Raw genomic sequence first — 25,013 nt, forward strand, 5'->3', positions numbered from 1 at the left:
TAAAAATAAATCCTTTACAAAGCTCGCATTAAGCAGCATATAGCGTTCTTTAAACTCTCTTTTTAAAAATTTTTCCTATAAGCTGGTTCTTCACACACGAGGATTCCAATGACGCTCTTTCATTCTCATCATGATGCCGTCTCTCCAGACGGCTACCTATGTTCTTCCCTTCAGTTAGTTGGTACTGGCGTATACGAAGGAGAAATCGAGATTCAAAATATCCCCTCTTATTTCCTTGGATTCCAATTACCCTCTCATTGCATACACCTTAATTTAAAGAGCTCTCTAGCTCAATTAGGAATAGATGCCTCCCTTCTTCACTGCGAATTGAGCAAAAATCAACATCGAGCACATATACATGCTCAATTTACCGGTCATGGCCCCATTGCTGAATCTATGCTAGCCCTTCTCCAACCAGGAGATCGTGTAGCAAAACTATTTGCTGCAGACGATCGCAGACTGGTCCGATCTCCAGATTACCTCGAAAGCATGCTGAAAAATACAGATAAAGCTGGCCATCCTTTGCTCTGTTTTGGGAAAAAATTAGAACACTTGATTTCTTTTGATGTGGTAGATGATCGCCTTGTCGTCTCCCTTCCTACCCTGCCGGGAGTTGTTCGTTATGATTCGGATATTTATGGACTCCTTCCTCTTATTCAAAAATCACTCAGTAATCCCAAACTCAGTATTCGTCACTTTTTAGCTCTGTACCAACAGATTGTGGAAGGGCAACATGTCCCTTGCGGAAACCATATTCTTCTGATCAAAACAGAACCGCTGCACATCCGCACTGTATTTGCTCGCGTGGTAAATCAACTCCTCCCTCAAGGTCTCTCCCACACTTCTGCCAATATTTTGGAACCAACCACTCGAGAATCCGGGGATATCTTTGAATTTTTTGGGAACCCTTCTGCACAGATAGAAAGAATTCCTTTAGAATTTTTCACTATCGAACCCTATAAAGAACATTCTTACTTCTGTAATCGGGATTTATTACAAACCACCTTACAATCAGAAAGCGAAATCAAAAAAATATTCGAAACAGCGCCCAAAGAACCTGTCAAAGCTGCCACCTATTTATCAAAAGGCAGTGAAATCTCTTCCCTACACACAGACTCTTGGCTCACAGGATCCGCAACTGCCTATCAATATAGTGAGCAAGCAGATAAAAACGAGTACACTCATGCTCAACCTTGCTATCCTTTCTTAGAAGCAATGGAAATGGGCCTGATCAATAGCGAAGGAGCCTTACTCACTCGTTATTTCCCTTCAGCTAGCTTAAAAGGAATGTTGATTTCCTACCATGTGCGCCACTATCTCAAACAAATCTACTTTCAAGTTCCCTCTTATACACATGGAAACTATTTCTCTCATAATGACAGAGGTTTGCTATTAGATCTGCAGCAAGCAGATATTGATGTTTTCTGGGCAGATGAAGAAAGCGGCCGTGTGTTGCAATATACAAAACGACGCGATAAGAATAGCGGTATGTTCGTGATCAAAAATCGTGTTGAAGAGTTTCGATCAGCTTACTTTATTGCTATTTATGGCTCTCGTCTCCTTGAGAATAATTTCTCTGCTCAGCTCCATACCCTCCTAGCGGGCTTACAGCAAGCAGCACATACTCTTGGCATTCCTGGATTCTCAAAGCCTACCCCACTTGCAGTCATCACCGGAGGCGGCACTGGAGTTATGGCCACAGGAAATCGTGTAGCTAAAGAACTAGGAATCCTATCTTGTGGAACCGTTCTTGATTTAGAAGCTTCTCCAGCACAAATCGACCAACCTACCAATGAATTCTTAGATGCTAAAATGACATACCGCCTACCTCAACTTATAGAAAGGCAAGAACACTTTTATGCAGACCTTCCTATCCTTGTAGTTGGCGGTGTAGGAACCGATTTCGAACTCTACCTAGAACTTGTCTATCTCAAAACAGGAGCTAAACCACCGACTCCCATTTTCCTAATTGGACCTATTGAATACTGGAAAGAAAAAGTGGCCCACGCCTACGAGATCAACCTCAAAGCAGGAACCATCCGTGGATCCGAATGGATCAGCAACTGCCTATATTGTATCACTTCTCCGGAAGCTGGAATTGCCGTATTCGAACAATTCCTAGCTGGAGAACTCCCTATAGGATACGACTATCCTCCAGCTCCAGATGGATTAGTGATCGTCTAAAACAACAATTCCCTTAGGATTTTTTTCCTGTAGTGGAGGAAGATTCTGAGGGAAATTGCTCAAGTAAGAAGGCCTTTATAGATCTAGGCAATAAAACCTTTTTCCTACGAGAGGCCTCTCCCGCTATTAAAGTAACATCGCTTTTAGGAATAGATAAAAAATTTGCAAGTAATGCCACAACAGCATCATTGGCTTTACCTTTTTCTGGAACTTCAGTTACCCGAACTCTTAATATACCATCTTCCAAACATACGACTCTATTCTCTCGCGCCTTTGTAGTGACCCTAACCTCTAAAACCCAAAAGCCTTCTAACAAAATATTCTCCTTCTCCTTACTCAGGAGTTTTAAAAGAAAACGCACCGTTTTTACGTTTCCTCACACAATTAACTAACCAACAAGCATACTCATTCTGGATTTCATTGCCTCCTAAAATTCTTAGTCAAATCCGAAAGAAGCCGACACTCGAGCGCTCTTCTCCTAAAAATCTTGTTTTTTCTCTGCTTCCGAGTTATAACGCGGCTGTCTCATAACCCACACTAACATGATGAAACCTCTACGTTTCGGTTATTTCTTTTGCGCAATCTATTTTACTTTGTTACAGGCAGCGTTTGCTAAAGAACCGAATTCTTGTCCCGACTGCCAGAATAATTGGAAAGAAGTCACCCACACGGATCAACTCCCAGAAAACATCATTCATGCTGATGATGCTTGTTATCACTCTGGTTATGTACAGGCTCTCATTGATATGCATTTCTTAGATAGCTGCTGCCAGGTCATCGTTGAAAACCAAACTGCTTACTTATTTTCTCTTCCTACAGATGATGTTACGCGCAACGCCATTATCAACCTAATTAAAGACCTTCCATTCATTCACTCCGTAGAAATCTGCCAAGCATCCTATCAAACCTGTCATCATCAAGGCCCTCATGGAAAGACTTCTCTTCCAGAACAACGTTCTTTCTGTACAAAGGTCTGTGGAAAAGAAGCTATTTGGTTACCACAGAATACCATCCTATTCTCGCCTCTTGTAGCAGATCCTAGACAAGCAACTAATAGTGCAGGTATCCGTTTTAACGACGAAGTCTTAGGAAAACGTGTTGGCTCTGCTACCTTCGGTGGAGATTTCATCTTCTTACGATTATTTGATATCTCCCGATTCCATGGAGACATGGATATTGGTCTCCAAGGAGCTGTATTCTCTGTTTTCGACCTGGATCATCCAGAAGCTTGCATGGTCAACTCTGACTTTTTTGTCGCCGCTTTGTGCAACTTTGCAGTGAACAAATGGAGCTACCGCTTCAGACTATGGCATCTTTCTTCTCATCTTGGCGACGAATTTATTCTTGCCAACCAGTTACCTCCTAAAAAACGTTATAATCGAAGCGATGAAGCCGTCGATTTCTTTGCTTCTTTTCGTTACACTCCACAGATCCGTGTTTATGGAGGTATTGGGTATATCATTAGTCGAGATTTAACATTCCCTGAAGATCCTCTTTACTTTGAAGGAGGTATCGAACTACGTCCTTTCGGATTACGGGAAGACAACCTTCATGCCCAACCCGTCTTTGCTATGCATTTTCGCTTTTGGGAAGAGCATGACTTTTCTATAGACCAAACTTATATAGTAGGCATGGAGTGGTCCAAATTCCAGGATGTAGGGAGAAAAGTGCGCGCTGTATTGGAATACCACCAAGGTTTCTCCCACGAAGGACAATTTGTCCGAGAAGAATGCGATTATTATGGCTTTCGATTAAGTTATGGCTTCTAGCTTTTCTCAGTGCTCTCTAAAAATTACGCTGGACAGATGAGAGTCTCATCTTTATATTACCGTCCACCATTTTGACTCTCCCGTGTTTCATGGACTTTAGGTGGTTTATGAAAAGAAACCCTCACTTCGTATCATTAACAAAAAATTATTTATTCGCAGATTTACAGAAGAGAGTTGCCCAATTTCGTTTAGAAAATCCCCAACATACAGTTATTAATTTATCTATTGGAGATACCACCCAACCACTAAATGCTAGTGTCGCTGAGGCTTTTGCCAGCTCTATTGCCCGTTTGAGCTCTCCTACAACCTGTCGCGGATATGGACCAGACTTTGGACTACCTGCATTAAGACAAAAATTATCGGAAGATTTCTATCGCGGCTTTGTTGATGCAAAAGAAATTTTCATTTCGGATGGAGCAAAAGTAGATCTCTTCCGTTTACTATCCTTTTTTGGTCCCAATCAAACAGTGGCTATTCAGGATCCTTCTTATCCTGCATATCTCGATATCGCTCGCTTAACAGGGGCAAAGGAAATTATCGCTCTCCCTTGCTTGCAAGAAAATGCATTCTTCCCAGAATTTCCAGAGGACACTCACATCGATATTTTATGTCTATGTTCTCCTAATAACCCAACAGGGACTGTTTTAAATAAAGACCAACTACGTGCGATCGTTCATTATGCAATAGAACACGAGATTCTCATTTTATTTGATGCAGCTTATAGCACCTTCATTTCCGATCCTTCTCTCCCTAAAAGTATATTTGAAATTCCTGATGCACGGTTTTGTGCAATAGAAATCAATTCGTTCTCCAAACCTCTAGGATTTGCAGGCATTCGTTTAGGTTGGACCGTCATCCCTCAAGAATTGACTTATGCAGACGGCCATTTTGTGATTCAAGACTGGGAACGCTTCCTTTCAACCACTTTTAATGGGGCTTCTATCCCCGCTCAAGAAGCTGGCGTTGCAGGATTGTCCATTCTCCCTCAACTTGAAGCGATCCACTATTATCGAGAAAATAGCGACCTACTCAGAAAAGCGCTATTGGCAACTGGATTTGAAGTATTCGGTGGGGAACACGCCCCTTATCTATGGGTCAAACCCACTCAAGCGAACATCTCTGATAGAGATCTTTTTGACTTTTTCTTACGAGAGTACCATATCGCAATTACGCCCGGAATTGGATTTGGCCGTAGTGGTTCGGGATTTGTACGCTTCTCTTCCTTAGGGAAACGTGAAGACATATTAGCAGCCTGCGAACGTTTACAAATGGCTCCTGCTCTGCAATCATAAGGTTTGTATGCTTTTGCGAAAATTTTGTGGCTATCTTTTTTGTAGTTCCCTAGTTTGTTCTTTTATTTCCGTCATTGTTGTTTCCTTTCGTTCAGAACCAATAACGCCTAGCATTGCTATCTTCTCTTCCTTTTCCCATAATTCTCTTAGTGAATGCATAGAGAGTTGTCAAAAAGAACTGACCAGCTTTGGGAACATGCCCACTATCTCTCTATTTAATGCTGAGGATAATGTAGTCAAAGCAAGAAAAATCGCTCGCACCCTTCATAAAGACCCTAATGTTGTCATGATCATTACTTTAGGCCCCATTGCAACTAAAGTAATGAGTCAAATCGAAACACAAAAACCGATCATTTATGCTGTTGTCCCTGCAGGAGAAGCTCTCCGATTCCCAAAAGAGCAGGTTAATATATACGGGGTTAATGATAGCGTAGACACAAACCAATGTTGTTTCGCGATTCATGCGGTAACCAACAACGCGAATTCGTTGGTTTATCTACAACCCCACGAACCTTTCCCTTCTTCCTTACAGGAAGAAATTACAAATAAACTCCGCGCGTCAGGCATTAAAGTGACAGAACTTCCTATTTCTGCAGCCAACATGTCGTCTCGCATTCAGTTTATTGCAGAAAATCGTCCTTCCGCAGTCTTTTTTCCTCTTTCTTCCTTATCAGAAAAAATGGGAACGACGCTCATTAAAAGCATCTTAAAAGAAAATATTCCTCTGATCACAGATGACTCTTCCCTTGTTATGGAAGGTGCTTGTGCAGCATGTAGCGTTGATTATAAACTATCAGGCAAACAAATAGCCTGTATCGTTCGTTATTTGCTCAGCAAGAAAAACAATGAAGAGCATTTGAACCAGATTAGCGCAGAGCCGATCCTTTCCAAAATTACTTTCAATGAGGAAATTATCCGGTTCTTAGGACTTCCATTTAATATGGCTCCGGCTCACCAATTTATCTCTTTCCACTCTGCAGATAATACTGGATTAGTGACTTTACAAATCCCTTAATCCTACTATTGAAATCCTCTATCATCATCGGAAACGGATTCCGAATCTAAACTCTCATCTTGAGGCATAGAGAATAGAGTATCCTCTCCGGACAGAGCTCCCCCATCCCGCAAGCGGTCCCGTAGAGAACGAGGGTCTTCCACAGAAGGACTAGAACTTAAATACGACGCGTAAGGGTTAATGAATATGCCTGGACGCATGTAATAGTCTGTGTCTTCAGGCTCAACCTCTACCCTCCTCGATATCCAATGAAAGAAACGCAAGATCTGGTAGTAAATGGCTCGCAAAGCACCCATTAAATGCTCTTGCAAAAACTGACAGGCTCTTCTTCCTGCAGAACAGCATGCCGTTACCTCCTCTTCAGAAGCTTGGTCATTAATGCTCAAAGGTCCGTCATCATGTAAACGTTCCGCAGAACGAGCTAAGTTGCAGATAGATTGATTAATAGAGCCGACCTCTCCGTTGGCTCGAAGTCTCCACTCCCCTTTCTCATTGACCTCTAATCCTAACTTATGTATGCGAGCTAGAACCGTATCGCTATCCTTACCTAAAATGGACTTGAGATCTTCTTGAGGAACTGCACGAAGCGTTTTATGTAGTGTTGCAAAAGACGCGGTTACTAGTCCTGCGTGATGACGTATTCCTCTAGCTAATCTTCTTAATGAATGTCGGTTATGCGCAAGCCCATGACGAACAGAAAGGGAGCGGAGTCTCTGGTTTCTAGCTATCTCTTCTCGATGAGAATTAGAACGATTTGTTCCTTTCAGAGCGCTCTTATTTCTTACCCCAGGAGACTCTAGCTGCTCTTCACTAGAAGAAATCGCTTGCAGTAGAGCTTCCATGTCTTCATCCAGTTTCTGCACGTTCGCGTCGTTCTTCTCCATTACATCCGCGATGATCTCAGCGACTTCAACCTCGCCAACTGCTCCTCCCACACTTGGAGAAGATGCCATTGCATCCGACTGAATAATCGGAAGTGCAAGCTGCTGAATATCTTCTGCAGAGGTACTCTTCCCTACAGCAGAGAAAGAAATAGTCTGACCAGAGGGTGTGACCCCTTCGGGATTCATCCCCTCGTCTTCCCTAGAATTGGGAAGCCTCTCAGAAGAAGAACCCGATGTTCCTTGTATAGAAGACATAGAGATTTAAAAACAAAATTTGCAAAAACGCTTAAATTAATTTTAAGAAACAAACAAAAGAAACATCAAGTTATTAAGAAATAAAGAATCTGAACTAGTTAAAATCCAATAAGAACAAAAAAATCACAGAGATTGATCTAGAAACACTCCTATGCTAAGATGCTCTTCCACACGAAACAATATAAAGCACTTCCTTCCCTATGAGAACGTCCCTCCTGTTTTACAGAACTTCCAAAAATGCAAATAAAGAAGCCTCTGTTCTTTCCTACGAGCTTCTTCAGAAAGCAGGGTATCTTTTCAAAACATCTAAAGGGATTTACTCATACACACCTCTCTTCCAACGAGTTATCCTAAAAATGACCGAAATCATTCGTGAAGAACTCAATGCTATTGGAGGACAAGAGGTCTGTCTCCCTCTCCTGCAACCAGCAGAACTATGGGAAAAAACCGGTCGTTGGAAGGCCTTTTTATCGGAAAAATTACTCTATGTGCTTAAGGATAGAGAAAATAAGGCAATGTGTTTAGCCCCTACCCACGAAGAGGTTGTCTCTGAATTCGTGGCTCAGTGGCTAACAGGACGAGAACAGCTCCCTATCCACCTATACCAAATCGGAACCAAATTCCGAGATGAAATCCGACCTCGCTTTGGGCTTATGCGTGCCAAAGAGTTCTTAATGGAAGATAGCTATACTTTTTCTGACTCTCCAGAACAAATGGAAGAACAGTATGCAAAGCTACGTCTAGCTTACCAGCGCATCTTTGATCGATTAAATCTCAAATATGTAATTGTTGCTGCAGATGGAGGGAAAATTGGTAAGGGGAAATCTGAGGAATTCCATGTTCTCTGCTCTTTAGGAGAAGACACGATCTGTGTGAGTGGGTCTTACGGAGCGAATGTAGAAGCAGCACAAGCAATCCCTCCATCCTATGTTTACGATTCAAACCTTCTACCTGTAGAAGAAGTTGCGACTCCTAACATTCGAACAATTGAAGACTTAGAAGTCTTTTTTAACACCCCTAAACATAAAATACTGAAAACTTTAGTTGTTAAAACTCGCCAAAAAGACTCGGAGAAATTCTTTGCGATTTGTATCCGAGGGGATCGTCAGATCAACTTAACCAAAGTTGCATCTTTCCTACAAGTTGATGACTGCGAGCTGGCTTCTGAGGAAGAGATCCTTAAGCATCTTCATGTTGAAAAAGGATTTATCGGACCTTTATACTGTCCTATCCCCTGTTATGCAGACGAAACAACGCGCCCAATGACTAACTTCATCTGCGCAAACAACCAAAAAGACGTGCACTGCAAGCATATGAACTGGGGACGCGATATCCCTCTTCCAGCTTTCGGAGACTTTCTTTTAGCAGAAGCTGGAGACCTTTGTCCTCAAAATGGAGGAGCTCCCTATGAAATTTTCCAAGGCGTCGAAGTTGCTCATATCTTCAATCTGGGGACCCGCTATACGGAGAGCTTCTCCGTAGGGTTCCAGGATAAAAATGGAGATAAGCAGCTTTGCTGGATGGGGACATATGGTATTGGAGTAGGGAGAACCCTTGCTGCATGCATAGAACAGCTCGCTGATAACAAAGGACTGGTTTGGCCTTTAGCTGTAACTCCTTTCTCCATCACCATTCTCTATAACGGTGGTGATACGGAAGGAGAAGCCACCGCCTTACAACTTTATCAAAGCCTGAATACTGAAGGCTTTGAGCCTCTACTAGATGATCGCAATGAACGCCTTGGGTTTAAGTTAAAAGACAGCGATTTACTAGGTATCCCGTACAAATTGATCATTGGGAAGTCTTTCCAAAGTACAGGCTTATTAGAAATCGAATCACGCTCAGGAGAAAAATGTAATGTTTCTCCTGAAAACCTATTGGATTGGTGCTCTAAAAATCTTCCTTGTCATACAAGAAAGATCCCCCCACTCCAAGAACAAAACTAGCACTCTTTAGTTGCGAGCGCTAAAATTCTTGACCAGTGGAGACGGTTTTCTTATAATGACACCGACTTATGGAAAATAGAATAGAAATGTCCCAACTGCGAGCATCGAAAAAAGATTCAAAGATTTCGTATGTTCTACTTATGGCCACTAAGCTCTACCTAGAGAGTAGCCAACCAGTAGGCTCGAAACTTCTTAAGGAAACTTATTGTTCCGATCTGAGTTCGGCAACGATACGAAATTACTTTGCTCAGCTTGAAACGGATGGATTTTTACGAAAGAATCATATCTCCGGAGGGAGGATCCCCACAGATCTAGCTTTTCGTTATTATGTGGATCATAACGTGCCTTTTCTTGAGCAAGAAGAAATCTTAGCAATCCAACAAAAACTGACAGAGCTTCCGGAATACAGCAAAAATATCGTAAAGGATCTGCAAAAAGCCTCAGAGGTGCTCTCCGATATTCTGCAACTCCCTGTCTGCTTCTCTTCACCTCGTTTTGAAAGCGATTCCGTTATTAATATTCAACTCGTAGCTATAGATGATCAACGCGTAGTCTTTGTACTCTCAACTGAGTTTGGGCAAGTTTTTACAGATGTCCTTTGGCTACCTGAACAACTACCTGAGAACTCTTTAAAAAGAATTGAGGGTTTTCTACAAAATTACTTACGCAAACAACCTTCCGATGGTCTTCTTTCTCAAAAAGAAGAAGATTTAGGGATGGTCTTGTATAATGAAGTTGTGGTCCGTTACCTTACTCGTTACTGCCATTTTAGCGAGGAAGATCTGTACCAAACAGGCCTATCCAGATTACTCAAATACGGAACTTTCAAAGAGCCTGAAACGCTCGCTCAAGGTCTCGCTTTCTTTGAAAACCGTAAACACATGTGTCAACTTTTAAATACTTACCTGCATAAGGAAACTCCTACCGCATTTATTGGTCGAGAGCTTGCTGATATCGTTGGGAATACCGATCCTTCGTGTGCAGTAATTACTATTCCTTATTACATGGACCATACTCCTTTAGGTGCTTTCGGTGTACTAGGTCCCATGAACCTGCCTTATCAACAGGTATTCGGCACACTGTCCTTATTCACAGAACGACTAAAAGTCATTCTAACTCAAAGTTTTTACAAGTTTAAATTGTCATTCAGAAGACCTTGCCCGACTGACCCTAGATGCTCACAAAGACCAGCAGAGTTGACTCGGAGCTCTTCTATAAAATTATTACCTGCTAAGGAGCTATCATGACAGAAACCCCAAATACCTCGTCGGAAGAAATTCAGACTAGCGAGCCTTCACCTGACAATGAACTCCAAGTGCTCCAGCAAGAAAACGCCAATTTAAAGGCTGAGCTGCAAGAACAGAATGATCGATATCTGATGGCTCTCGCTGAAGCAGAAAACTCAAGAAAACGACTACAGAAAGAACGCACAGAAATGATGCAGTATGCTGTAGAAAATACTCTTATGGATTTCCTTCCTCCTATCGAAAGTATGGAAAAGGCTTTGGGATTCGCTTCTCAAGCCTCTGAAGAAGTAAAAAATTGGGCTATAGGATTCCAAATGATCCTTCAACAATTTAAGCAAATCTTCGAAGAGAAAGGTGTGGTTGAATATTCCTCGAAAGGAGAACTATTTAATCCGTACCTGCATGAAGCTGTAGAAATCGAAGAAACCACAACAATTCCAGAAGAGACTATCTTGGAGGAATTTACTAAAGGTTATAAGATAGGAGATCGTCCTATTCGCGTAGCCAAAGTGAAAGTAGCAAAACTTCCTGCTAAAGGAAACTCAGACAGTAACGAAGAAAAAGAATAATTATCCTAGAAATTAGGTGTTCAATATGAGCGAAAAAAGAAAGTCTAACAAAATTATTGGTATCGACCTAGGGACGACCAACTCTTGCGTCTCTGTTATGGAAGGTGGCCAACCTAAAGTTATTGCCTCTTCTGAAGGAACTCGTACTACTCCTTCTATCGTTGCTTTTAAAGGTGGCGAAACTCTTGTTGGAATTCCTGCAAAACGTCAGGCAGTAACCAATCCTGAAAAAACATTGGCTTCTACTAAGCGATTCATCGGTAGAAAATTCTCTGAAGTCGAATCTGAAATTAAAACAGTCCCCTACAAAGTTGCTCCTAACTCGAAAGGAGATGCGGTCTTTGATGTGGAACAAAAACTGTACACTCCAGAAGAAATCGGCGCTCAGATCCTCATGAAGATGAAGGAAACTGCTGAGGCTTATCTCGGAGAAACAGTAACGGAAGCAGTCATCACCGTACCAGCTTACTTTAACGATTCTCAAAGAGCTTCTACAAAAGATGCTGGACGTATCGCAGGATTAGATGTTAAACGCATTATTCCTGAACCAACAGCGGCCGCTCTTGCTTATGGTATTGATAAGGAAGGAGACAAAAAAATCGCCGTCTTCGACTTAGGAGGAGGAACTTTCGATATTTCTATCTTGGAAATCGGTGACGGAGTTTTTGAAGTTCTCTCAACCAACGGGGATACTCACTTGGGAGGAGACGACTTCGACGGAGTCATCATCAACTGGATGCTTGATGAATTCAAAAAACAAGAAGGCATTGATCTAAGCAAAGATAACATGGCTTTGCAAAGATTGAAAGATGCTGCTGAAAAAGCAAAAATAGAATTGTCTGGTGTATCGTCTACTGAAATCAATCAGCCATTCATCACTATCGACGCTAATGGACCTAAACATTTGGCTTTAACTCTAACTCGCGCTCAATTCGAACACCTAGCTTCCTCTCTCATTGAGCGAACCAAACAACCTTGTGCTCAGGCTTTAAAAGATGCTAAATTGTCCGCTTCTGACATTGATGATGTTCTTCTAGTTGGCGGAATGTCCAGAATGCCTGCGGTACAAGCAGTTGTAAAAGAGATCTTTGGTAAAGAGCCTAATAAAGGCGTCAATCCAGATGAAGTTGTAGCGATTGGAGCTGCTATTCAGGGTGGTGTCCTCGGCGGAGAAGTGAAAGACGTTCTGTTGTTGGATGTGATTCCCCTCTCTTTAGGAATTGAGACTCTAGGTGGGGTCATGACTCCTTTGGTAGAGAGAAACACTACAATCCCTACTCAGAAGAAGCAAATCTTCTCTACAGCCGCTGACAATCAGCCAGCAGTGACTATCGTCGTTCTTCAAGGTGAACGGCCTATGGCGAAAGACAATAAGGAAATTGGAAGATTTGATCTAACAGACATTCCTCCTGCTCCTCGCGGCCATCCACAAATTGAGGTAACCTTCGATATTGATGCCAACGGAATTTTACACGTTTCTGCTAAAGATGCTGCTAGTGGACGCGAACAAAAAATCCGTATTGAAGCAAGCTCTGGATTAAAAGAAGATGAAATTCAACAAATGATCCGCGATGCAGAGCTTCATAAAGAGGAAGACAAACAACGAAAAGAAGCTTCTGATGTGAAAAATGAAGCCGATGGAATGATCTTTAGAGCCGAAAAAGCTGTGAAAGATTACCACGACAAAATTCCTGCAGAACTTGTTAAAGAAATTGAAGAGCATATTGAGAAAGTACGCCAAGCAATCAAAGAAGATGCTTCCACAACAGCTATCAAAGCAGCTTCTGATGAGTTGAGTACTCGTATGCAAAAAATCGGAGAAGCTATGCAGGCTCAATCCGCATCCGCAGCAGCATCTTCTGCAGCGAATGCTCAAGGAGGGCCAAACATTAACTCCGAAGATCTGAAAAAACATAGTTTCAGCACACGACCTCCAGCAGGAGGAAGCGCCTCTTCTACAGACAACATTGAAGATGCTGATGTTGAAATTGTTGATAAACCTGAGTAAGATGCTTTATTTATCTTCCTTAAGCAAGAGCCTCTTGAAAAAGGGGCTCTTGCAACTTTTTTTTAAAAAATCCCTCTTCTCTCTTCTTTCTTAAGAGTAATTAATCCCTTTGTTCATGTATGCTAGATAGTACGTATCTTGACTGTTATGGCATAAACACCATTTCTAAGAGGTGTTGCATCATCAAAAACCGGCTGCCCTACTAACCCCAGACTTCAAGATGCAAAAACATTCCTTGGGGGTTTGAGAAGTAAGAATGTACCGGCAGTACGACAGTAATGGAGTTTAGCTTGTGGGAAAAGCTAAAAACAAAAAGAAATTTCTAAAAAATAGAAAGCAAGTTCTGGTTCCTGGTACCTTATTCGTCCATTCTAGAAAGGGCTTTGGATTTGTATCCCCAGATCAACCGGAGTTATATCCTTTTGATATTTTCATCTCAGCTAGCGACTTAAAAGGTGCTTTGGATGGAGATCATGTTCTCGTGGCTCTCCCCTTTTCTCTTCGTGGAGGAGAAAAAAGAAAAGGGGTCATTCATAAAGTTCTTTCTCGAGGGAAAACAGTCTTAGTAGGGACTATTGTCTCTCTTATCAATCCAACTCTAGCTATGGTTTGTGTGAATACCATAGGCCCTGAACATCCTTTAAAAGCCGAGCTCTTACCTAAAAGGACTTACAAACTAGGAGATCGGTTGTTACTAAAAACTCCTGTGTGGAAGGAGAATTATCCCAGTAAAGAACCACCTCCCTTGGCTATGCTGGAATTTATAGGCAATATCTCTAATGCTAAGACAGATTTTCCTGTTATTAAAGCCGAATTCTCTATTACAGAAGAGTTCCCCGATGCAGTGGTACAGGAAGCTAGTCAGTTCTTACAAAAGCACGTAACACAAGCGTTACACTCGAGGAAAGATCTCCGAGATTTGTTATGTTTCACCATAGACTCTTCCTCTGCTAAGGACTTTGACGATGCAGTCTCACTAACTTATGATCATGAGGGAAACTATATTCTAGGTGTTCATATTGCGGACGTCTCCCACTACGTGACTCCAAATTCCGCTTTGGATAGAGAAGCTGCTAAACGGTGCAACTCGATCTACTTCCCTGGAAAAGTCATCCCTATGCTGCCTTCAGCCCTTTCTGACAATCTGTGCAGCTTAAAACCTAATGTGGATCGCTTAGCTGTATCCGTATTTATGACTTTCTCTAAAGAGGGATTCCTTTCTGACTACCGAATTTTGCGTAGCGTCATTCGTAGTAAATACCGTATGACATACGATGAGGTAGATGAAATTATCGAGAAAAAACAGACTCACCCTATTTCTAAAACCATTTTAAAGATGGCTGAATTGAGCCGTATTTTTTCTGACATCCGAGAACAACGTGGATGCACGCGTCTCGTTCTTCCTTCATTCACGATGTCTCTTGATAATTTACAAGAGCCTGTAGCCCTTATCGAAAACAAACAAACAGCTGCTCATAAACTCATTGAAGAGTTTATGCTGAAAGCGAATGAAGTGATAGCCTATCACATTTCCCATCAGGGAATAACCATGCCATTCCGCACACATGAACCTCCTAATGAAGAAAGTCTCCTTGTGTTTCAAGAGACAGCAAAGGCTATGGGCTTCACCATTACACAAACCCCGGCGCAAGAACCAGATTACCAATATTTATTGCAGGAAACGACTGCAGGCCATCCTTTGGAGCCAATCCTTCATTCTCAGTTTGTACGCAGTATGAAGACGGCTTCCTATTCTACGGAAAACAAAGGCCATTACGGTCTGTGCTTAGACTACTACACACACTTTACTAGCCCGATCCGCCGATACGTGGATTTGATCGTTCACCGACTGCTTTTCCATCCTCTCTCTGTAGAAGAAGAGCATCTTGAACAAATTGTTCGAGCCTGCTCATCCCAAGAACGCATTGCAGCGAAAGCTGAGGGAGCTTTTGTAAATATTAAGAAGGCTCGCTTCTTGAAAAAATTCATAGAAGAGCAGCCTGCAACTCTTTATAAAGCTTTCATTATTACGGCATCCCCGGAAGGGATCTCTTTTGTCCTCCCAGAATTTTGTCATGAAGGTTTCATTCCTGCGGCTAAACTACCTCAAGCGTACGTCCTTCAAACAAAAATAGGATTAGAAGAACTTCCTGAGTATTTGCGTCCTGGAGCTGTTATTTCTGTGCAACTGGCTTCTGTCACCTTGCTCACACAGTCTATCGAGTGGACGTTGGTTGAAGCCACAACTAAAGCTAAAGCAAAGCGTACCTCTAAAAAGAAAAAAACAGAATCTGTCACGACTAAAGAAAAGAAAAAGAGTCCTGCTAAAAAGAAAAAAGGAGCTACCAAAACGAAGAAGGGCAGTGGGAAAAATTAGATCCTTCAAATTATTCCTTACATGAATTTTTTGTCTGACCGACTTTCTCCCATTGAAAAAGATTTTCTTAAACAAAACGTGCTTTACTTCTTGCAGAAAAATCGGTAAACTTGCCGTTTCGTCTAGGCAGACTCGTCCGCGTCTTTTTTCAAAACTCCCTTTTTAGGAAGTTTTTGAAGGCGTTCCTCAGATTTTCCCGAGTTGGAGGAGACTGGCCGGCACTACAAGCTCATATCAAGGTAAGGAAAGATTTCCATGCATGACGCCCTCCAAAGTATTTTGGCTATCCAAGAGCTCGATATTAAAATGATCCGTTTAATGCGGGTCAAAAAAGAACATCAGAACGAGCTCGCTAAAATTCAAGCTTTAAAAACGGATATCCGTCGCAAGGTGGAAGAAAAAGAACAAGAAATGGAGAAGCTGAAAGATCAGATCAAAGGCGGAGAAAAACGTATTCAAGAAATTTCTGATCAGATCAATAAATTAGAAAATCAGCAAGCTGCTGTAAAAAAAATGGATGAGTTTAATGCTCTAACCCAAGAGATGACCGCAGCTAATAAAGAGCGTCGCACTTTGGAGCACCAACTTAGCGATCTTATGGATAAGCAAGCTGGTAGCGAAGATCTTCTTATCTCTCTGAAAGAAAGTCTCTCTTCTACGGAAAATAGTAGCAGTGCTATCGAAGAAGAAATTCGAGAGAATATTCGAAAAATTAATGAAGAAGGTCGTTCTTTACTAAGTCAGAGAACACAGCTGAAAGAAACGACAGATCCAGAATTATTTAGCATCTACGAGCGCTTGCTCAACAACAAGAAAGACCGAGTTGTTGTCCCTATCGAAAATCGTGTTTGCAGTGGCTGTCATATAGCTCTTACCCCGCAACATGAGAATTTGGTACGTAAACAAGATCATCTTGTATTTTGTGAACACTGCTCAAGAATTCTTTACTGGCAAGAGTTGCAATCTCCATCAGCAGAAGGCGCAACTACAAAACGTCGTCGTCGTCGTACTGCAGTATAACGAACTAATCGGAAGAGTAAGGCAACCGCTGAAACCAGCTTTTTAAAAAAGATGAGTACCAGAGGAAAGTCCGGACTTTATAAGAAAAGATGCTGGAGAAATTCCAGGGGCCGTAAGGCTACGGAAAGTGCAACAGAAAACACTCCGCTATAAATTGTATAATTTATAGACAGGCTGAAAAATCTTACTTTAGGAGTAAGAGCTGCTAGGGAGACCTAGCAGACTTGTAAACCCCATCTGAAGCAAGAGAAAAAGTTATTTGTTTCTGCAAACAACCTTTCTAACGAAAGGCACAGGCTTTTTCATAATCGCTTGAGGAGTACAGTAATGTGCTCCCTAGATGAATGGTTGCCCGCAAGCAAGAACTTCCGTTCGTGCTTGTCGACAGAATCCGGCTTACTCGCTCTTCCGAGCTTTTTTTATTATAATAATCCTGCACGTGCTAACGCATGCATGTGTAGTAGCCCAACAATGAAACGTTGTTGTTGAGCATCAACTACAGGAAGCACGGTCACAGGATTTCCAGATTCCATCATTTCTAAGCTCAATAGTACATCCGAATCCTCAGAAATAACTTTAGGGTTACGTGTCATGATCTGTTGTAACGGGTAAGCTAAAATATCTCCTCCGTATTCAGACAATCCTCTACGTAAATCTCCATCTGTGAATATCCCTAATAACTCGAAAAGCTCATTTACTACACAGACACACCCATATCCATACGAAGAAAGTGTAGGAAGAGACTCTGCAACAGTAGTTAATGGAGAGCAGAAAGGCACTTCAGTTCTTGGGTACAAATAATCTTTGACTTTCCCATTCGCTTTCAAGCCTATCTGTCCACTGGGATGGTTGCTCCCATAATCCGACAAGGAAATTTTCCGACAACGTAACAGTGTCATTGCTAGAAGATCAGAAAAAAGTAATTGGCATGTGGTTGAGGTTGTAGGCATAAGATTAAAAGGATCTAACTCTTCTAACTTTGGCAGTACAATAACAAAATCAGAAAAAGCGGCTAAACTCGAGCACGGTGCAGCAGTGATACCAACAAGAAAAACGGGTCTATTCTTCAAATGCGGAATCCATTCCAAAATCTCTCGAGTTTCACCACTATTTGAAAATAGACAAACGATATCTCCTGGAGAAACAACCCCCAAATCTCCATGGAGAAGATCTCCTGAAAGGAAAAAGGCTTTCTCCCCAAAAGATTGCATCGTCGCCACTAACTTACGGGCGATGCAACCACTCTTTCCTATCCCAGAAAAAAATAATGATCCCTGATGACAAAGAAGTTTTTCTGTGAGCTGATGAACGCAATCATAATGAAAGCTAGCGAAATACTGAGAAATAACCTGTTTTTGCTTATGAAAAATATCTAAACAAAGGTTCTCTGCAATGCCTGGTACGTACATTACTTTCACCGCTATATTAAAAAAATATCTTCTAGCTCATCGTAACAGACTCTAAGCGATTTTTCAAAGCTGTTAAAAACTCTCCACCGTAAATTCCATCCAATACTCGATGGTCGAAAGTTAAAGTGACACACATCATTTTCCTAATGGCTAACGAGTCATCATCACGTACAACCACTCGTTTTTGAATTGTTCCGATCCCCAAAATCGCTACTTCCGGATAACGAATTATCGGCATGCCAATAAGAGCTCCAGTCATACCAAAGTTGGTTACAGTGACGCTTCCCCCTTTCGTTTCTGAGGAATCTAATTTATTAGATCGCGCCCTTGAAGAAAGATCCGCAAGAACCTTAGCAATACTTACAAGACCCCTATCCTGACAATTATGAATAACAGGAACAACTACTCCTTCTTTATTCAAATTTACAGCAACTCCTACATTTATAGCCTTCTTGAGGACAATCGTATCCCCGTCTAAAGAACCATTAAGCAGTGGGAACTGCTCTAAAGACTTAGCTAAGCACTGTATAATGAAGCTGGTGATCGTGAGTTTCACTCCATGAGCAGCAGTAAATCTCTCTCGCTCCGCAGAGATGAGATTCATTAAATCTGTAACATCTACATCAACAACCAGAGAAGCATGCGGCACCTCTTCTGAAGACTGTCGTAAAGAAGAAGCGATAGCCCGACGTAAAGGTGACAAAGGAATTCTATTTTCCTCTTTAGAACAGATCGGATCCCTAGGTTCTCTCTTGTCGGAAAGATAGTGTTCTACATCCTTACGAGTAATCCGTCCCCCCTCTCCTGTCCCCGAGATCTTTTGTAATTCTTGAAGATCTAACCCTTCTCTTTGGGCAAATCCTAATACTGCGGGCGAGAACCATTTCTGCTCTCTATCTACAGAATGATTCTCTTCTCTAACAGGATTCTCCACAGGGCTTTTTACAGGAGTATTCGCTGCAGCAGTTTCTAGCAAACGCGCTAGAATATCTCCAGGGAAAACCTCTTCCCCTTCCTGAACCAGGCACTCCTCCAAAATGCCAGCTTGAGAAGGAGCTAACTCTGTAGCTATCTTATCTGTTGAGACCTCAATCAATGGCTCATCTTTTTGAACAGGATCTCCGACCTGTTTCAACCATCGGACAACAATACCTCCAGATGCGGTCTCCCCTATTTTTGGAAATCGAAACTCGAACATGAATCTCCTTATTTCTGAACTCGAAGGCTTTAGTATTCTGTTAACTCAATATGAGAAGAAGATTATCAACTGGCTTTTACAGATAAAAAATGCCTTTTGAGGGTTTAATAACATGAAAATCTGTACACTCACCTGAAGGCGGTTAAGCACTCCCTATGTTACACTAAACATTTTTTGAAACCACAGAAAAGACGCTTAAACCTTAAAGAAAACGAAGAGAGAAAACCCTCTTCGTTAAAAGATCTCTAACCATTTTGAGGAAGGATATCCTCTTCACCCTCATTAGAAGAGGAGAACTCACCTTCTCCATCTGCAATATATAAAGCAACAACTGCATCCCCTAGAATATTCATAGGAGTGCCTATGATATCTCTCAAACGATCGATCCCAGCTAAGACTGCGATCCCTTGGATAGGGAGTCCCACAGAAGTGAGCACAGACCCTAACGTAATCATTCCCCCTCCAGGGACTCCTGCACTTCCTACAGCAGAGAATGTCGCAGTCACAACTAAAAGAAGTAAACTAGTTAAAGAAAGAGGACAATTATATGCCTGAGCAATAAAAACTGCGGCCATCCCTTGAAAAATTGCCGTACCATTCATGTTGACAGTCGCACCTAAGGGGAGCACAAAACCTGAAACTTCTGAAGAAACGCCGAGATTTTTTGAAACGCAGCGCATAGTAACAGGCAGTGTTGCAGAACTACTAGCAGTCGATACAGCACAAGAAATGGCATCCATCATCGACGACAAAAACTTGCTAAATGAGCTCCTGCACCCTAATCGAACTAAGCCCCCGAATATCAATATAGCATGACATATACAGGCTAAATAATAGACAACAAGAAACTTGCCTAATTGAAGTAGGACGGTCAGACCATGATTGCCAGATATCCAAGCCATACTTGCTGCAACTCCATAAGGAGCAAAAGACATAATCATATTTACCATGCGCAGCATAATCTCATTACACCCGTGAACAAAACGTTCCACAGGGCGAGCAGCTTCTCCAGCTAAGCGCATAGCAATGCCTGTAAACAAAGCAAAGATGATGATCTGTAGGATATTCCCTTCTACAAAAGAACGTAAAGGATTTGAAGGAAACACCTGAGCGAATGTAGCTAAAAAATTCATCCCTCCAGATGATCCGGACGAAGCAAGATCCACTGCATTAAAACCTTGGAGATCACACCCCTTTCCAGGACTGAAAAACAGAGCAAAAGCTAACCCAATACCAATAGCAACGGAAGTTGTCGCTAGATACAAACCCAAACTTCTTAAGCCTATACGCCCTAATTTCTTCATATCGCTAATCGAAGCGATCCCCAAAACCATAGAGCAAAAGACTAAGGGATATACTACCATGCTGAGTAGATTTAAAAAGATATCCCCAAAAGGTTTCACAAAAACTGCTTTGTCTTCCAGAATTAAGCCGGAAACAACCCCGATAATTAGGCCTATAAAAATTTTCATCCATAATTTCATGTAGTTACCCTCTTATTCTTCTGGATGGCTTCTATTGCATCCAACATGGCCACCATTCGTCTTTCATTGCAAACGCAAGAAAACCGCATGCGGACTTCTCCAACCGGCAATGATATTTCTTCAGCAAGCGCTCCTATTTTTACGCTATCCTTTTCTGTACACAGGATACCAACTCCTTGGCGCAAAATGATTTTCTTACAAAAAAGTTCTAACTCTTGCTTTGTTATGCCCACATGGTCAGGTAATAGATACGTACCTAAAACATGAATCCCTGCATCTCTTAACATAGCTAAGAATCCTTTAGGAAACCCTAACCCACAAAATACCCCCACACCTAGACCTTCCCAATGATCTCGAGGCATGTTTACAGATTGATTCAACCAAACAATTTCCGAAATCTGAGGCTCGATCACGATCTTCTCTTGCGGGGTGCAATCGATCCAACTCACGTTGATCGGAAGGCGAACATCTACCATTAATCATGACGTAATCCGCCTTTGCCAATCTTTCTGGGAAGTCTCGAAGTCTTCCTTTTGGGAAAAACGAGCCTCCTCCAAAAGGATCCGAACCATTCACTAATACAATCTCTACATCTTTATGAAGGCGATTGTATTGAAATCCGTCGTCCAACAACAAAACATCAAAATCCCCAGCACTCTTCTCCGCAAGGGTTTTTCGGTCCTTTTGTATCCGTACCGTCCCTGACGGCAAATACTTGGCTAAGAGCAAAGGTTCATCTCCAACACAAGAAGCGGTGTGAAGCGCTGGATTCACAATAGTAAATGCTTTTTTCTTACTATATTTCCCTTTGTATCCTCTCGAAAGCACCGCACAAGAAAGCCCTCTTTCATGCAGTGCTTGGGCTAGCCATAACACCAAAGGAGTCTTTCCTGTCCCGCCAACAACGATATTCCCTACACTCACCACTGTTGCTTGTACTTGATGAGGAGATTTCGCAATCTTATGTCGCAGCCAAACAGAGCCAGAAAACACTCTAGCTATGACTGCCCAAAGCCAGCCTAAACGATCAGACAAGGCTCCAGAAGTCGCAGATATGATGAGATGACGGAAAAGGTCTCGAATACCAGAAAAGAAACTGAATCTCATGGGCGCCCTACTCAAGTTCTTCCTAAACGAACAACCTGCAAAAACTATGACAACCCTAAAGGGTTGAGACAGACTCTTCGTCCTCTTTACCCAAGTAGCCTTCCAAACGAGGGCATCCTGAAGGATCGCATATAAAACATTAAAAATCAAGTTTCAAAACTTGAATCATAAAAGATTTCTTATACTTCTTTGTCGAACGACCTCATAAGCAACAGCCGCAACAGAAGAAGAAAGGTTTAATGAATCTGCTTTCCCTAACATAGGTAAAGCTATGTTACAAAAACTTCCATTCAACCAATCAGGCGACAGCCCATCTTTTTCTGAGCCAAACACCACAACCATCGGTTGGCAAAAATCTTGATCAAAATAAAAAGTTTGTGCTGATGGAGTTGTTGTGAAAACCTGCCATTCTTGTTGATGAACCAAATCCAAGACCTCTTTCAAAGAAGCTTGCCAAACAGGCATAGTGAATACTGTACCTAAAGAGGAACGAATTACATTGGGATTGTATAAATCGACTACAGGATCACAAAGAATGACTCCATCCACCCCTGCTCCATCTGCGATCCTTAGCAAAGCTCCTATATTTCCAGGTTTTTCTGCTTGCTCAACAATCAAATAAAAAGGAGCCTGATTCTTTCGCTGCAATCCTAAAAACTCTTGGCAAGACAGCTCTTTCTTTTCAAAAACAGCAATAAAATTCTCGGGATTCTCTTTAAACGACAGTTTTTCCAAAATATCCTTAGAACAATACAACTTTTCAATACCAAGCGAAGTAAGCTCGCGATCAAGAGCTATCTCCTTATCGGCAATTAGTTCTCCGCAAAATACATGCGAACAACGGTATCCAGAAATTAGGGCTCGATGAATCTCTCGAAACCCTTCTAATAAAAAATATGTGCTATTACGTGCCCGCTGGCGCTTTAAAGCAAGAGCACTCTTAACACGGGCATTATTTTTCCCTATAAACTCCATTGCGCAAACACCCCTGAAGGCAACCGTTGATTCCCCTCACCACAAAAATTTTCTCCTAAACGCCACCCTTGGAGAGGAAGCATAAGAAGCGCTCTTCTAGCTAAACAATGCAAAAACTCGGGAGTATGTCCCGGTGTATGTGAAGTAATCAGCATATGCGAGAAAGAACTAGAGAGGAGCTGTGAACACAACTCTAATAAAGGGAAAAAATCGCGATCTATTTTGAATGTTTCTCCATCAGGACCTCGCCCATAGGTAGGTGGATCCAAAAGAATGACATCATAAGTCTTTCCTCGACGAATTTCCTTCTTCAAGAAAGAAAACACATCTTCTATGATCCAAAAAATCCTTTTATCTTGAAAAGCGTTCCCTTCCACGTTTTTTTGGGCCCACTTAACAGCTGCTTTAGAAGCATCCACATGATAGACTGTTGCTCCTTGTTGAGCACAGAAAATAGAAGAAGCTCCAGTATAAGCAAAGAGATTCAAAACTCTACATGAAGGCTTGGCTACAGAAGGTTGTAAATCTTTCCAGAACCCAGCATGCTCGGGAAAAATACCTACATGACCAAAAGGAGTCAGCTTCAATAAACACGAAACAGAATCGATGGTTATCCACCATTCTTTAAGATTTCTGTTGCGATACCGCCATTGCCCTTGTTCTCCCATACGAACAAACTCAGCAGAATACTGCCCCCATAAGGAGGGAGAGCTCTTTGGCCAAATAGCCGTGGCAGAAGAACGAATTAAGCAAACATCCTTAAATCGCTCTAGTTTCTTACCGTCCCCACTATCTAACAACTCGTAATCCATCATTTGCTGATCTCTTTTTCGGCATGGAAACGCATAATTGTGTCCACCTGCATTTTTGTCATCATATCAGGCTCCATATTCACGTGAGCACCCACCTGTTTATAACCCAATGAGGTGCGCGCTCGAGTCTCCGGAATCAAACTAACTGAAAAGATGTCCCCTTTAACTCGTGCAATTGTCAAACTGATGCCATCAATAGCAATGAAGCCTTTCTCTAAAATATAAGGCACTAAATTAGCTGGAGCCTTAAAAAACATATAGGATTTCTCTATAGCAATAATAGTGCCTATCCCACAGACATGCCCAGAGACAAAATGTCCTCCTATTTCATCTCCTAATCGAACCGAGCGTTCTAAATTTACCATGGTTCCCACCGTATAATCTTTGATGGTAGTCCAAGCCATGGTTTCTTCAGTCACATCAAAAAAGAGTAATTCGTACTGTCGTTTGACCAGAGTCAAACATATGCCATCGACAGAGAAGCTACTCCCCGGAACCACATCGATCAACTTGCGAGCAAAAACTCCAATCTCCATGGAATCCCCGAGATGGTGAATAAGATCTACCCGTGCGACTTCTTGAATAATGCCTGAAAACATAGACAATTAAATACCTTTGCTAGGTCGTGACAACAATACTTTTTAGCAATCTTGAAAAACTAGATACACGAAAAAGCCCTCTCCGGATCTGATCAAGGCAAACAGCGGTTACTTATAATCAAAAAATAATTATACTCCGAGACCGCCCGTAGAGAAAACCTTTCTAAGAAGAGGTTCTTTTCAACACAAGACACAGGATTTTATCCATTAAAATAAAAACCGTGGTATCTTGAGCGTCCTGCAGATATTAGGCGACTTTTGAAAAAAAATCACCACAAATCACAATCAAGAATTGTGTTACTAGATCCCCCAAGCTACCTCTTTCTTTCATTTCTGAAGGGCCTATCGTAGTAAACAAGGATCTAATATTTGAATTTTAGGAGGAATCTCCCATGCTATGCCCATTTTGTAACCATGGAGAGCTTAAAGTTATCGACTCTCGAAACGCACCAGAGTCAAACGCGATTAAACGCCGTCGCGAATGCTTACGTTGCAGCCAAAGATTTACAACCTTTGAAACAGTAGAATTAACTGTACAGGTATTAAAGCGAGACGGTCGTTATGAAAACTTCCAAGAATCAAAGCTCGTCAATGGATTAAAAGCAGCTTCCAGCCATACAAGAATTGGACAAGAACAAGTACAAGCAATCGCCTCTAATATCAAACAAGATCTTCTTGGAAAACAAAATCGAGAAATCTCTACCAAAGAAATAGGCGAACTAGTAATGAAATATCTAAAAAAAGCAGATATGATTGCGTACATTAGGTTCGCCTGTGTTTACAGAAGATTTAAGGATGTAGGAGAGCTAATGGAAGTCTTATTATCTGCAACACCAGATGGTGAAAAACAGACATGAAAAGGA

General features: G+C 41.8%; 19 protein-coding genes, 1 other RNA gene and 1 pseudogene. 12 read left to right on the top strand and 9 right to left on the bottom strand.

All coding sequences use genetic code 11. The annotated features are described in order from the left end of the window. The first annotated feature begins 108 nt into the window (after positions 1–108). Positions 109–2,184: an LOG family protein gene (locus CTA_RS02080; RefSeq protein WP_011324717.1), complete on the top strand. Its 2,076-nt coding sequence runs from the start codon at positions 109–111 to the stop codon at positions 2,182–2,184. Positions 2,185–2,197: 13 nt separating this feature from the next. Here CTA_RS02080 and CTA_RS02085 read toward each other — a convergent pair whose 3' ends face one another. Next, entirely contained in the window at positions 2,198–2,545 is a 348-nt protein-coding gene (locus CTA_RS02085; RefSeq protein WP_009871740.1) for a DUF167 domain-containing protein, read from the bottom strand. Between the two features lie 181 nt (positions 2,546–2,726). Here CTA_RS02085 and CTA_RS02090 point away from each other — a divergent pair, with 181 nt between their 5' ends. The 3 genes from CTA_RS02090 (at position 2,727) to CTA_RS02100 (ending at position 6,260) form a co-directional block, all read left to right on the top strand. Then, positions 2,727–3,953 carry a DUF1207 domain-containing protein gene (locus tag CTA_RS02090; RefSeq protein ID WP_009871741.1) on the top strand — a complete coding sequence of 409 codons (1,227 nt, stop codon included), beginning with the start codon at positions 2,727–2,729 and terminating at the stop codon, positions 3,951–3,953. A 107-nt stretch (positions 3,954–4,060) separates the two neighbouring features. Then, a complete protein-coding gene (locus tag CTA_RS02095; protein WP_009871742.1) occupies positions 4,061–5,245 on the top strand; it encodes an LL-diaminopimelate aminotransferase in 1,185 nt (394 codons plus the stop codon). A 7-nt stretch (positions 5,246–5,252) separates the two neighbouring features. Beyond that, positions 5,253–6,260, top strand: coding sequence for an ABC transporter substrate-binding protein (locus CTA_RS02100; RefSeq protein WP_009873778.1), 1,008 nt, complete (start codon positions 5,253–5,255; stop codon positions 6,258–6,260). A 5-nt stretch (positions 6,261–6,265) separates the two neighbouring features. On the opposite strand, the gene CTA_RS02105 is transcribed toward CTA_RS02100, so the two are convergent. Beyond that, complete coding sequence (locus tag CTA_RS02105; protein WP_011324718.1) at positions 6,266–7,399, bottom strand: CT392 family protein; 1,134 nt, start codon at positions 7,397–7,399, stop codon at positions 6,266–6,268. A gap of 200 nt (positions 7,400–7,599) precedes the next feature. On the opposite strand from CTA_RS02105, the gene CTA_RS02110 reads away from it, so the two are divergent. From CTA_RS02110 to rnpB, 7 genes are all read left to right on the top strand, one after another. Next, entirely contained in the window at positions 7,600–9,345 is a 1,746-nt protein-coding gene (locus CTA_RS02110) for a proline--tRNA ligase (RefSeq protein WP_011324719.1), read from the top strand. Positions 9,346–9,413: 68 nt separating this feature from the next. Then, on the top strand, positions 9,414–10,592 hold the full coding sequence (gene hrcA, locus CTA_RS02115; protein WP_011324720.1) for a heat-inducible transcriptional repressor HrcA: 1,179 nt from the start codon (positions 9,414–9,416) through the stop codon (positions 10,590–10,592). Further along, positions 10,589–11,161, top strand: a complete 573-nt coding sequence (locus tag CTA_RS02120) for a nucleotide exchange factor GrpE (RefSeq protein WP_011324721.1) — start codon at positions 10,589–10,591, stop codon at positions 11,159–11,161. The genes hrcA and CTA_RS02120 overlap by 4 nt, the downstream gene beginning before the upstream one ends. Before the next feature lie 25 nt (positions 11,162–11,186). Next, positions 11,187–13,169, top strand: a complete 1,983-nt coding sequence (dnaK, locus tag CTA_RS02125) for a molecular chaperone DnaK (protein WP_009872626.1) — start codon at positions 11,187–11,189, stop codon at positions 13,167–13,169. A 292-nt stretch (positions 13,170–13,461) separates the two neighbouring features. After that, complete coding sequence (locus tag CTA_RS02130; RefSeq protein WP_011324722.1) at positions 13,462–15,546, top strand: ribonuclease R family protein; 2,085 nt, start codon at positions 13,462–13,464, stop codon at positions 15,544–15,546. A 255-nt stretch (positions 15,547–15,801) separates the two neighbouring features. After that, complete coding sequence (gene cdsZ / locus CTA_RS02135; protein ID WP_009871750.1) at positions 15,802–16,566, top strand: zinc ribbon domain regulatory protein CdsZ; 765 nt, start codon at positions 15,802–15,804, stop codon at positions 16,564–16,566. A 9-nt stretch (positions 16,567–16,575) separates the two neighbouring features. After that, an RNA gene (gene rnpB / locus CTA_RS04835) (RNase P RNA component class A) lies at positions 16,576–16,981 on the top strand. Between the two features lie 7 nt (positions 16,982–16,988). On the opposite strand, the gene CTA_RS02140 is transcribed toward rnpB, so the two are convergent. The 7 genes and pseudogenes from CTA_RS02140 to CTA_RS02170 all read right to left on the bottom strand — a co-directional run bounded on the left by CTA_RS02140 (position 16,989) and on the right by CTA_RS02170 (position 24,150). Further along, positions 16,989–17,975 carry a KpsF/GutQ family sugar-phosphate isomerase gene (locus CTA_RS02140; protein ID WP_009871751.1) on the bottom strand — a complete coding sequence of 329 codons (987 nt, stop codon included), beginning with the start codon at positions 17,973–17,975 and terminating at the stop codon, positions 16,989–16,991. 31 nt (positions 17,976–18,006) lie between these two features. Continuing rightward, the gene (locus CTA_RS02145; protein ID WP_011324723.1) at positions 18,007–19,173 is read right to left on the bottom strand and encodes a dihydrolipoamide acetyltransferase family protein; all 1,167 of its coding nucleotides are present in this window, start codon (positions 19,171–19,173) and stop codon (positions 18,007–18,009) included. 245 nt (positions 19,174–19,418) lie between these two features. Then, on the bottom strand, positions 19,419–20,657 hold the full coding sequence (locus CTA_RS02150) for a dicarboxylate/amino acid:cation symporter (RefSeq protein WP_010725184.1): 1,239 nt from the start codon (positions 20,655–20,657) through the stop codon (positions 19,419–19,421). Continuing rightward, a pseudogene (lpxK, locus tag CTA_RS02155) lies at positions 20,654–21,764 on the bottom strand (tetraacyldisaccharide 4'-kinase). The gene CTA_RS02150 and the pseudogene lpxK overlap by 4 nt, the downstream one beginning before the upstream one ends. 165 nt (positions 21,765–21,929) lie before the next feature. Next, on the bottom strand, positions 21,930–22,739 hold the full coding sequence (locus CTA_RS02160) for an RNA methyltransferase (RefSeq protein WP_010725186.1): 810 nt from the start codon (positions 22,737–22,739) through the stop codon (positions 21,930–21,932). After that, a complete protein-coding gene (locus CTA_RS02165; protein WP_009871756.1) occupies positions 22,727–23,554 on the bottom strand; it encodes a class I SAM-dependent rRNA methyltransferase in 828 nt (275 codons plus the stop codon). Before CTA_RS02165 ends, CTA_RS02160 begins: the two co-directional genes overlap by 13 nt. Beyond that, a complete protein-coding gene (locus CTA_RS02170) occupies positions 23,551–24,150 on the bottom strand; it encodes a riboflavin synthase (protein ID WP_009871757.1) in 600 nt (199 codons plus the stop codon). The genes CTA_RS02165 and CTA_RS02170 overlap by 4 nt, the downstream gene beginning before the upstream one ends. 392 nt (positions 24,151–24,542) lie before the next feature. Here CTA_RS02170 and nrdR point away from each other — a divergent pair, with 392 nt between their 5' ends. Beyond that, a complete protein-coding gene (gene nrdR, locus CTA_RS02175; RefSeq protein ID WP_009871758.1) occupies positions 24,543–25,007 on the top strand; it encodes a transcriptional regulator NrdR in 465 nt (154 codons plus the stop codon). Positions 25,008–25,013 lie beyond the last annotated feature (6 nt).

The organism is Chlamydia trachomatis A/HAR-13 (assembly GCF_000012125.1).
Lineage (GTDB): Bacteria > Chlamydiota > Chlamydiia > Chlamydiales > Chlamydiaceae > Chlamydia > Chlamydia trachomatis.

Bases quoted from the DNA above. Each gene is read 5' to 3' on its own strand.
- CTA_RS02120 (WP_011324721.1), top strand. From the start codon at position 10,589: ATGACAGAAACCCCAAATACCTCGTCGGAAGAAATTCAGACTAGCGAG.
- CTA_RS02145 (WP_011324723.1), bottom strand. From the start codon at position 19,173: ATGTTCGAGTTTCGATTTCCAAAAATAGGGGAGACCGCATCTGGAGGT.
- CTA_RS02150 (WP_010725184.1), bottom strand. From the start codon at position 20,657: ATGAAATTATGGATGAAAATTTTTATAGGCCTAATTATCGGGGTTGTT.
- CTA_RS02080 (WP_011324717.1), top strand. From the start codon at position 109: ATGACGCTCTTTCATTCTCATCATGATGCCGTCTCTCCAGACGGCTAC.
- nrdR (WP_009871758.1), top strand. From the start codon at position 24,543: ATGCTATGCCCATTTTGTAACCATGGAGAGCTTAAAGTTATCGACTCT.
- CTA_RS02165 (WP_009871756.1), bottom strand. From the start codon at position 23,554: ATGATGGATTACGAGTTGTTAGATAGTGGGGACGGTAAGAAACTAGAG.
- CTA_RS02090 (WP_009871741.1), top strand. From the start codon at position 2,727: ATGATGAAACCTCTACGTTTCGGTTATTTCTTTTGCGCAATCTATTTT.
- CTA_RS02140 (WP_009871751.1), bottom strand. From the start codon at position 17,975: ATGTACGTACCAGGCATTGCAGAGAACCTTTGTTTAGATATTTTTCAT.
- CTA_RS02100 (WP_009873778.1), top strand. From the start codon at position 5,253: ATGCTTTTGCGAAAATTTTGTGGCTATCTTTTTTGTAGTTCCCTAGTT.
- CTA_RS02105 (WP_011324718.1), bottom strand. From the start codon at position 7,399: ATGTCTTCTATACAAGGAACATCGGGTTCTTCTTCTGAGAGGCTTCCC.
- CTA_RS02110 (WP_011324719.1), top strand. From the start codon at position 7,600: ATGAGAACGTCCCTCCTGTTTTACAGAACTTCCAAAAATGCAAATAAA.
- CTA_RS02170 (WP_009871757.1), bottom strand. From the start codon at position 24,150: ATGTTTTCAGGCATTATTCAAGAAGTCGCACGGGTAGATCTTATTCAC.
- CTA_RS02095 (WP_009871742.1), top strand. From the start codon at position 4,061: ATGAAAAGAAACCCTCACTTCGTATCATTAACAAAAAATTATTTATTC.
- CTA_RS02160 (WP_010725186.1), bottom strand. From the start codon at position 22,739: ATGGAGTTTATAGGGAAAAATAATGCCCGTGTTAAGAGTGCTCTTGCT.
- dnaK (WP_009872626.1), top strand. From the start codon at position 11,187: ATGAGCGAAAAAAGAAAGTCTAACAAAATTATTGGTATCGACCTAGGG.
- cdsZ (WP_009871750.1), top strand. From the start codon at position 15,802: ATGCATGACGCCCTCCAAAGTATTTTGGCTATCCAAGAGCTCGATATT.
- hrcA (WP_011324720.1), top strand. From the start codon at position 9,414: ATGGAAAATAGAATAGAAATGTCCCAACTGCGAGCATCGAAAAAAGAT.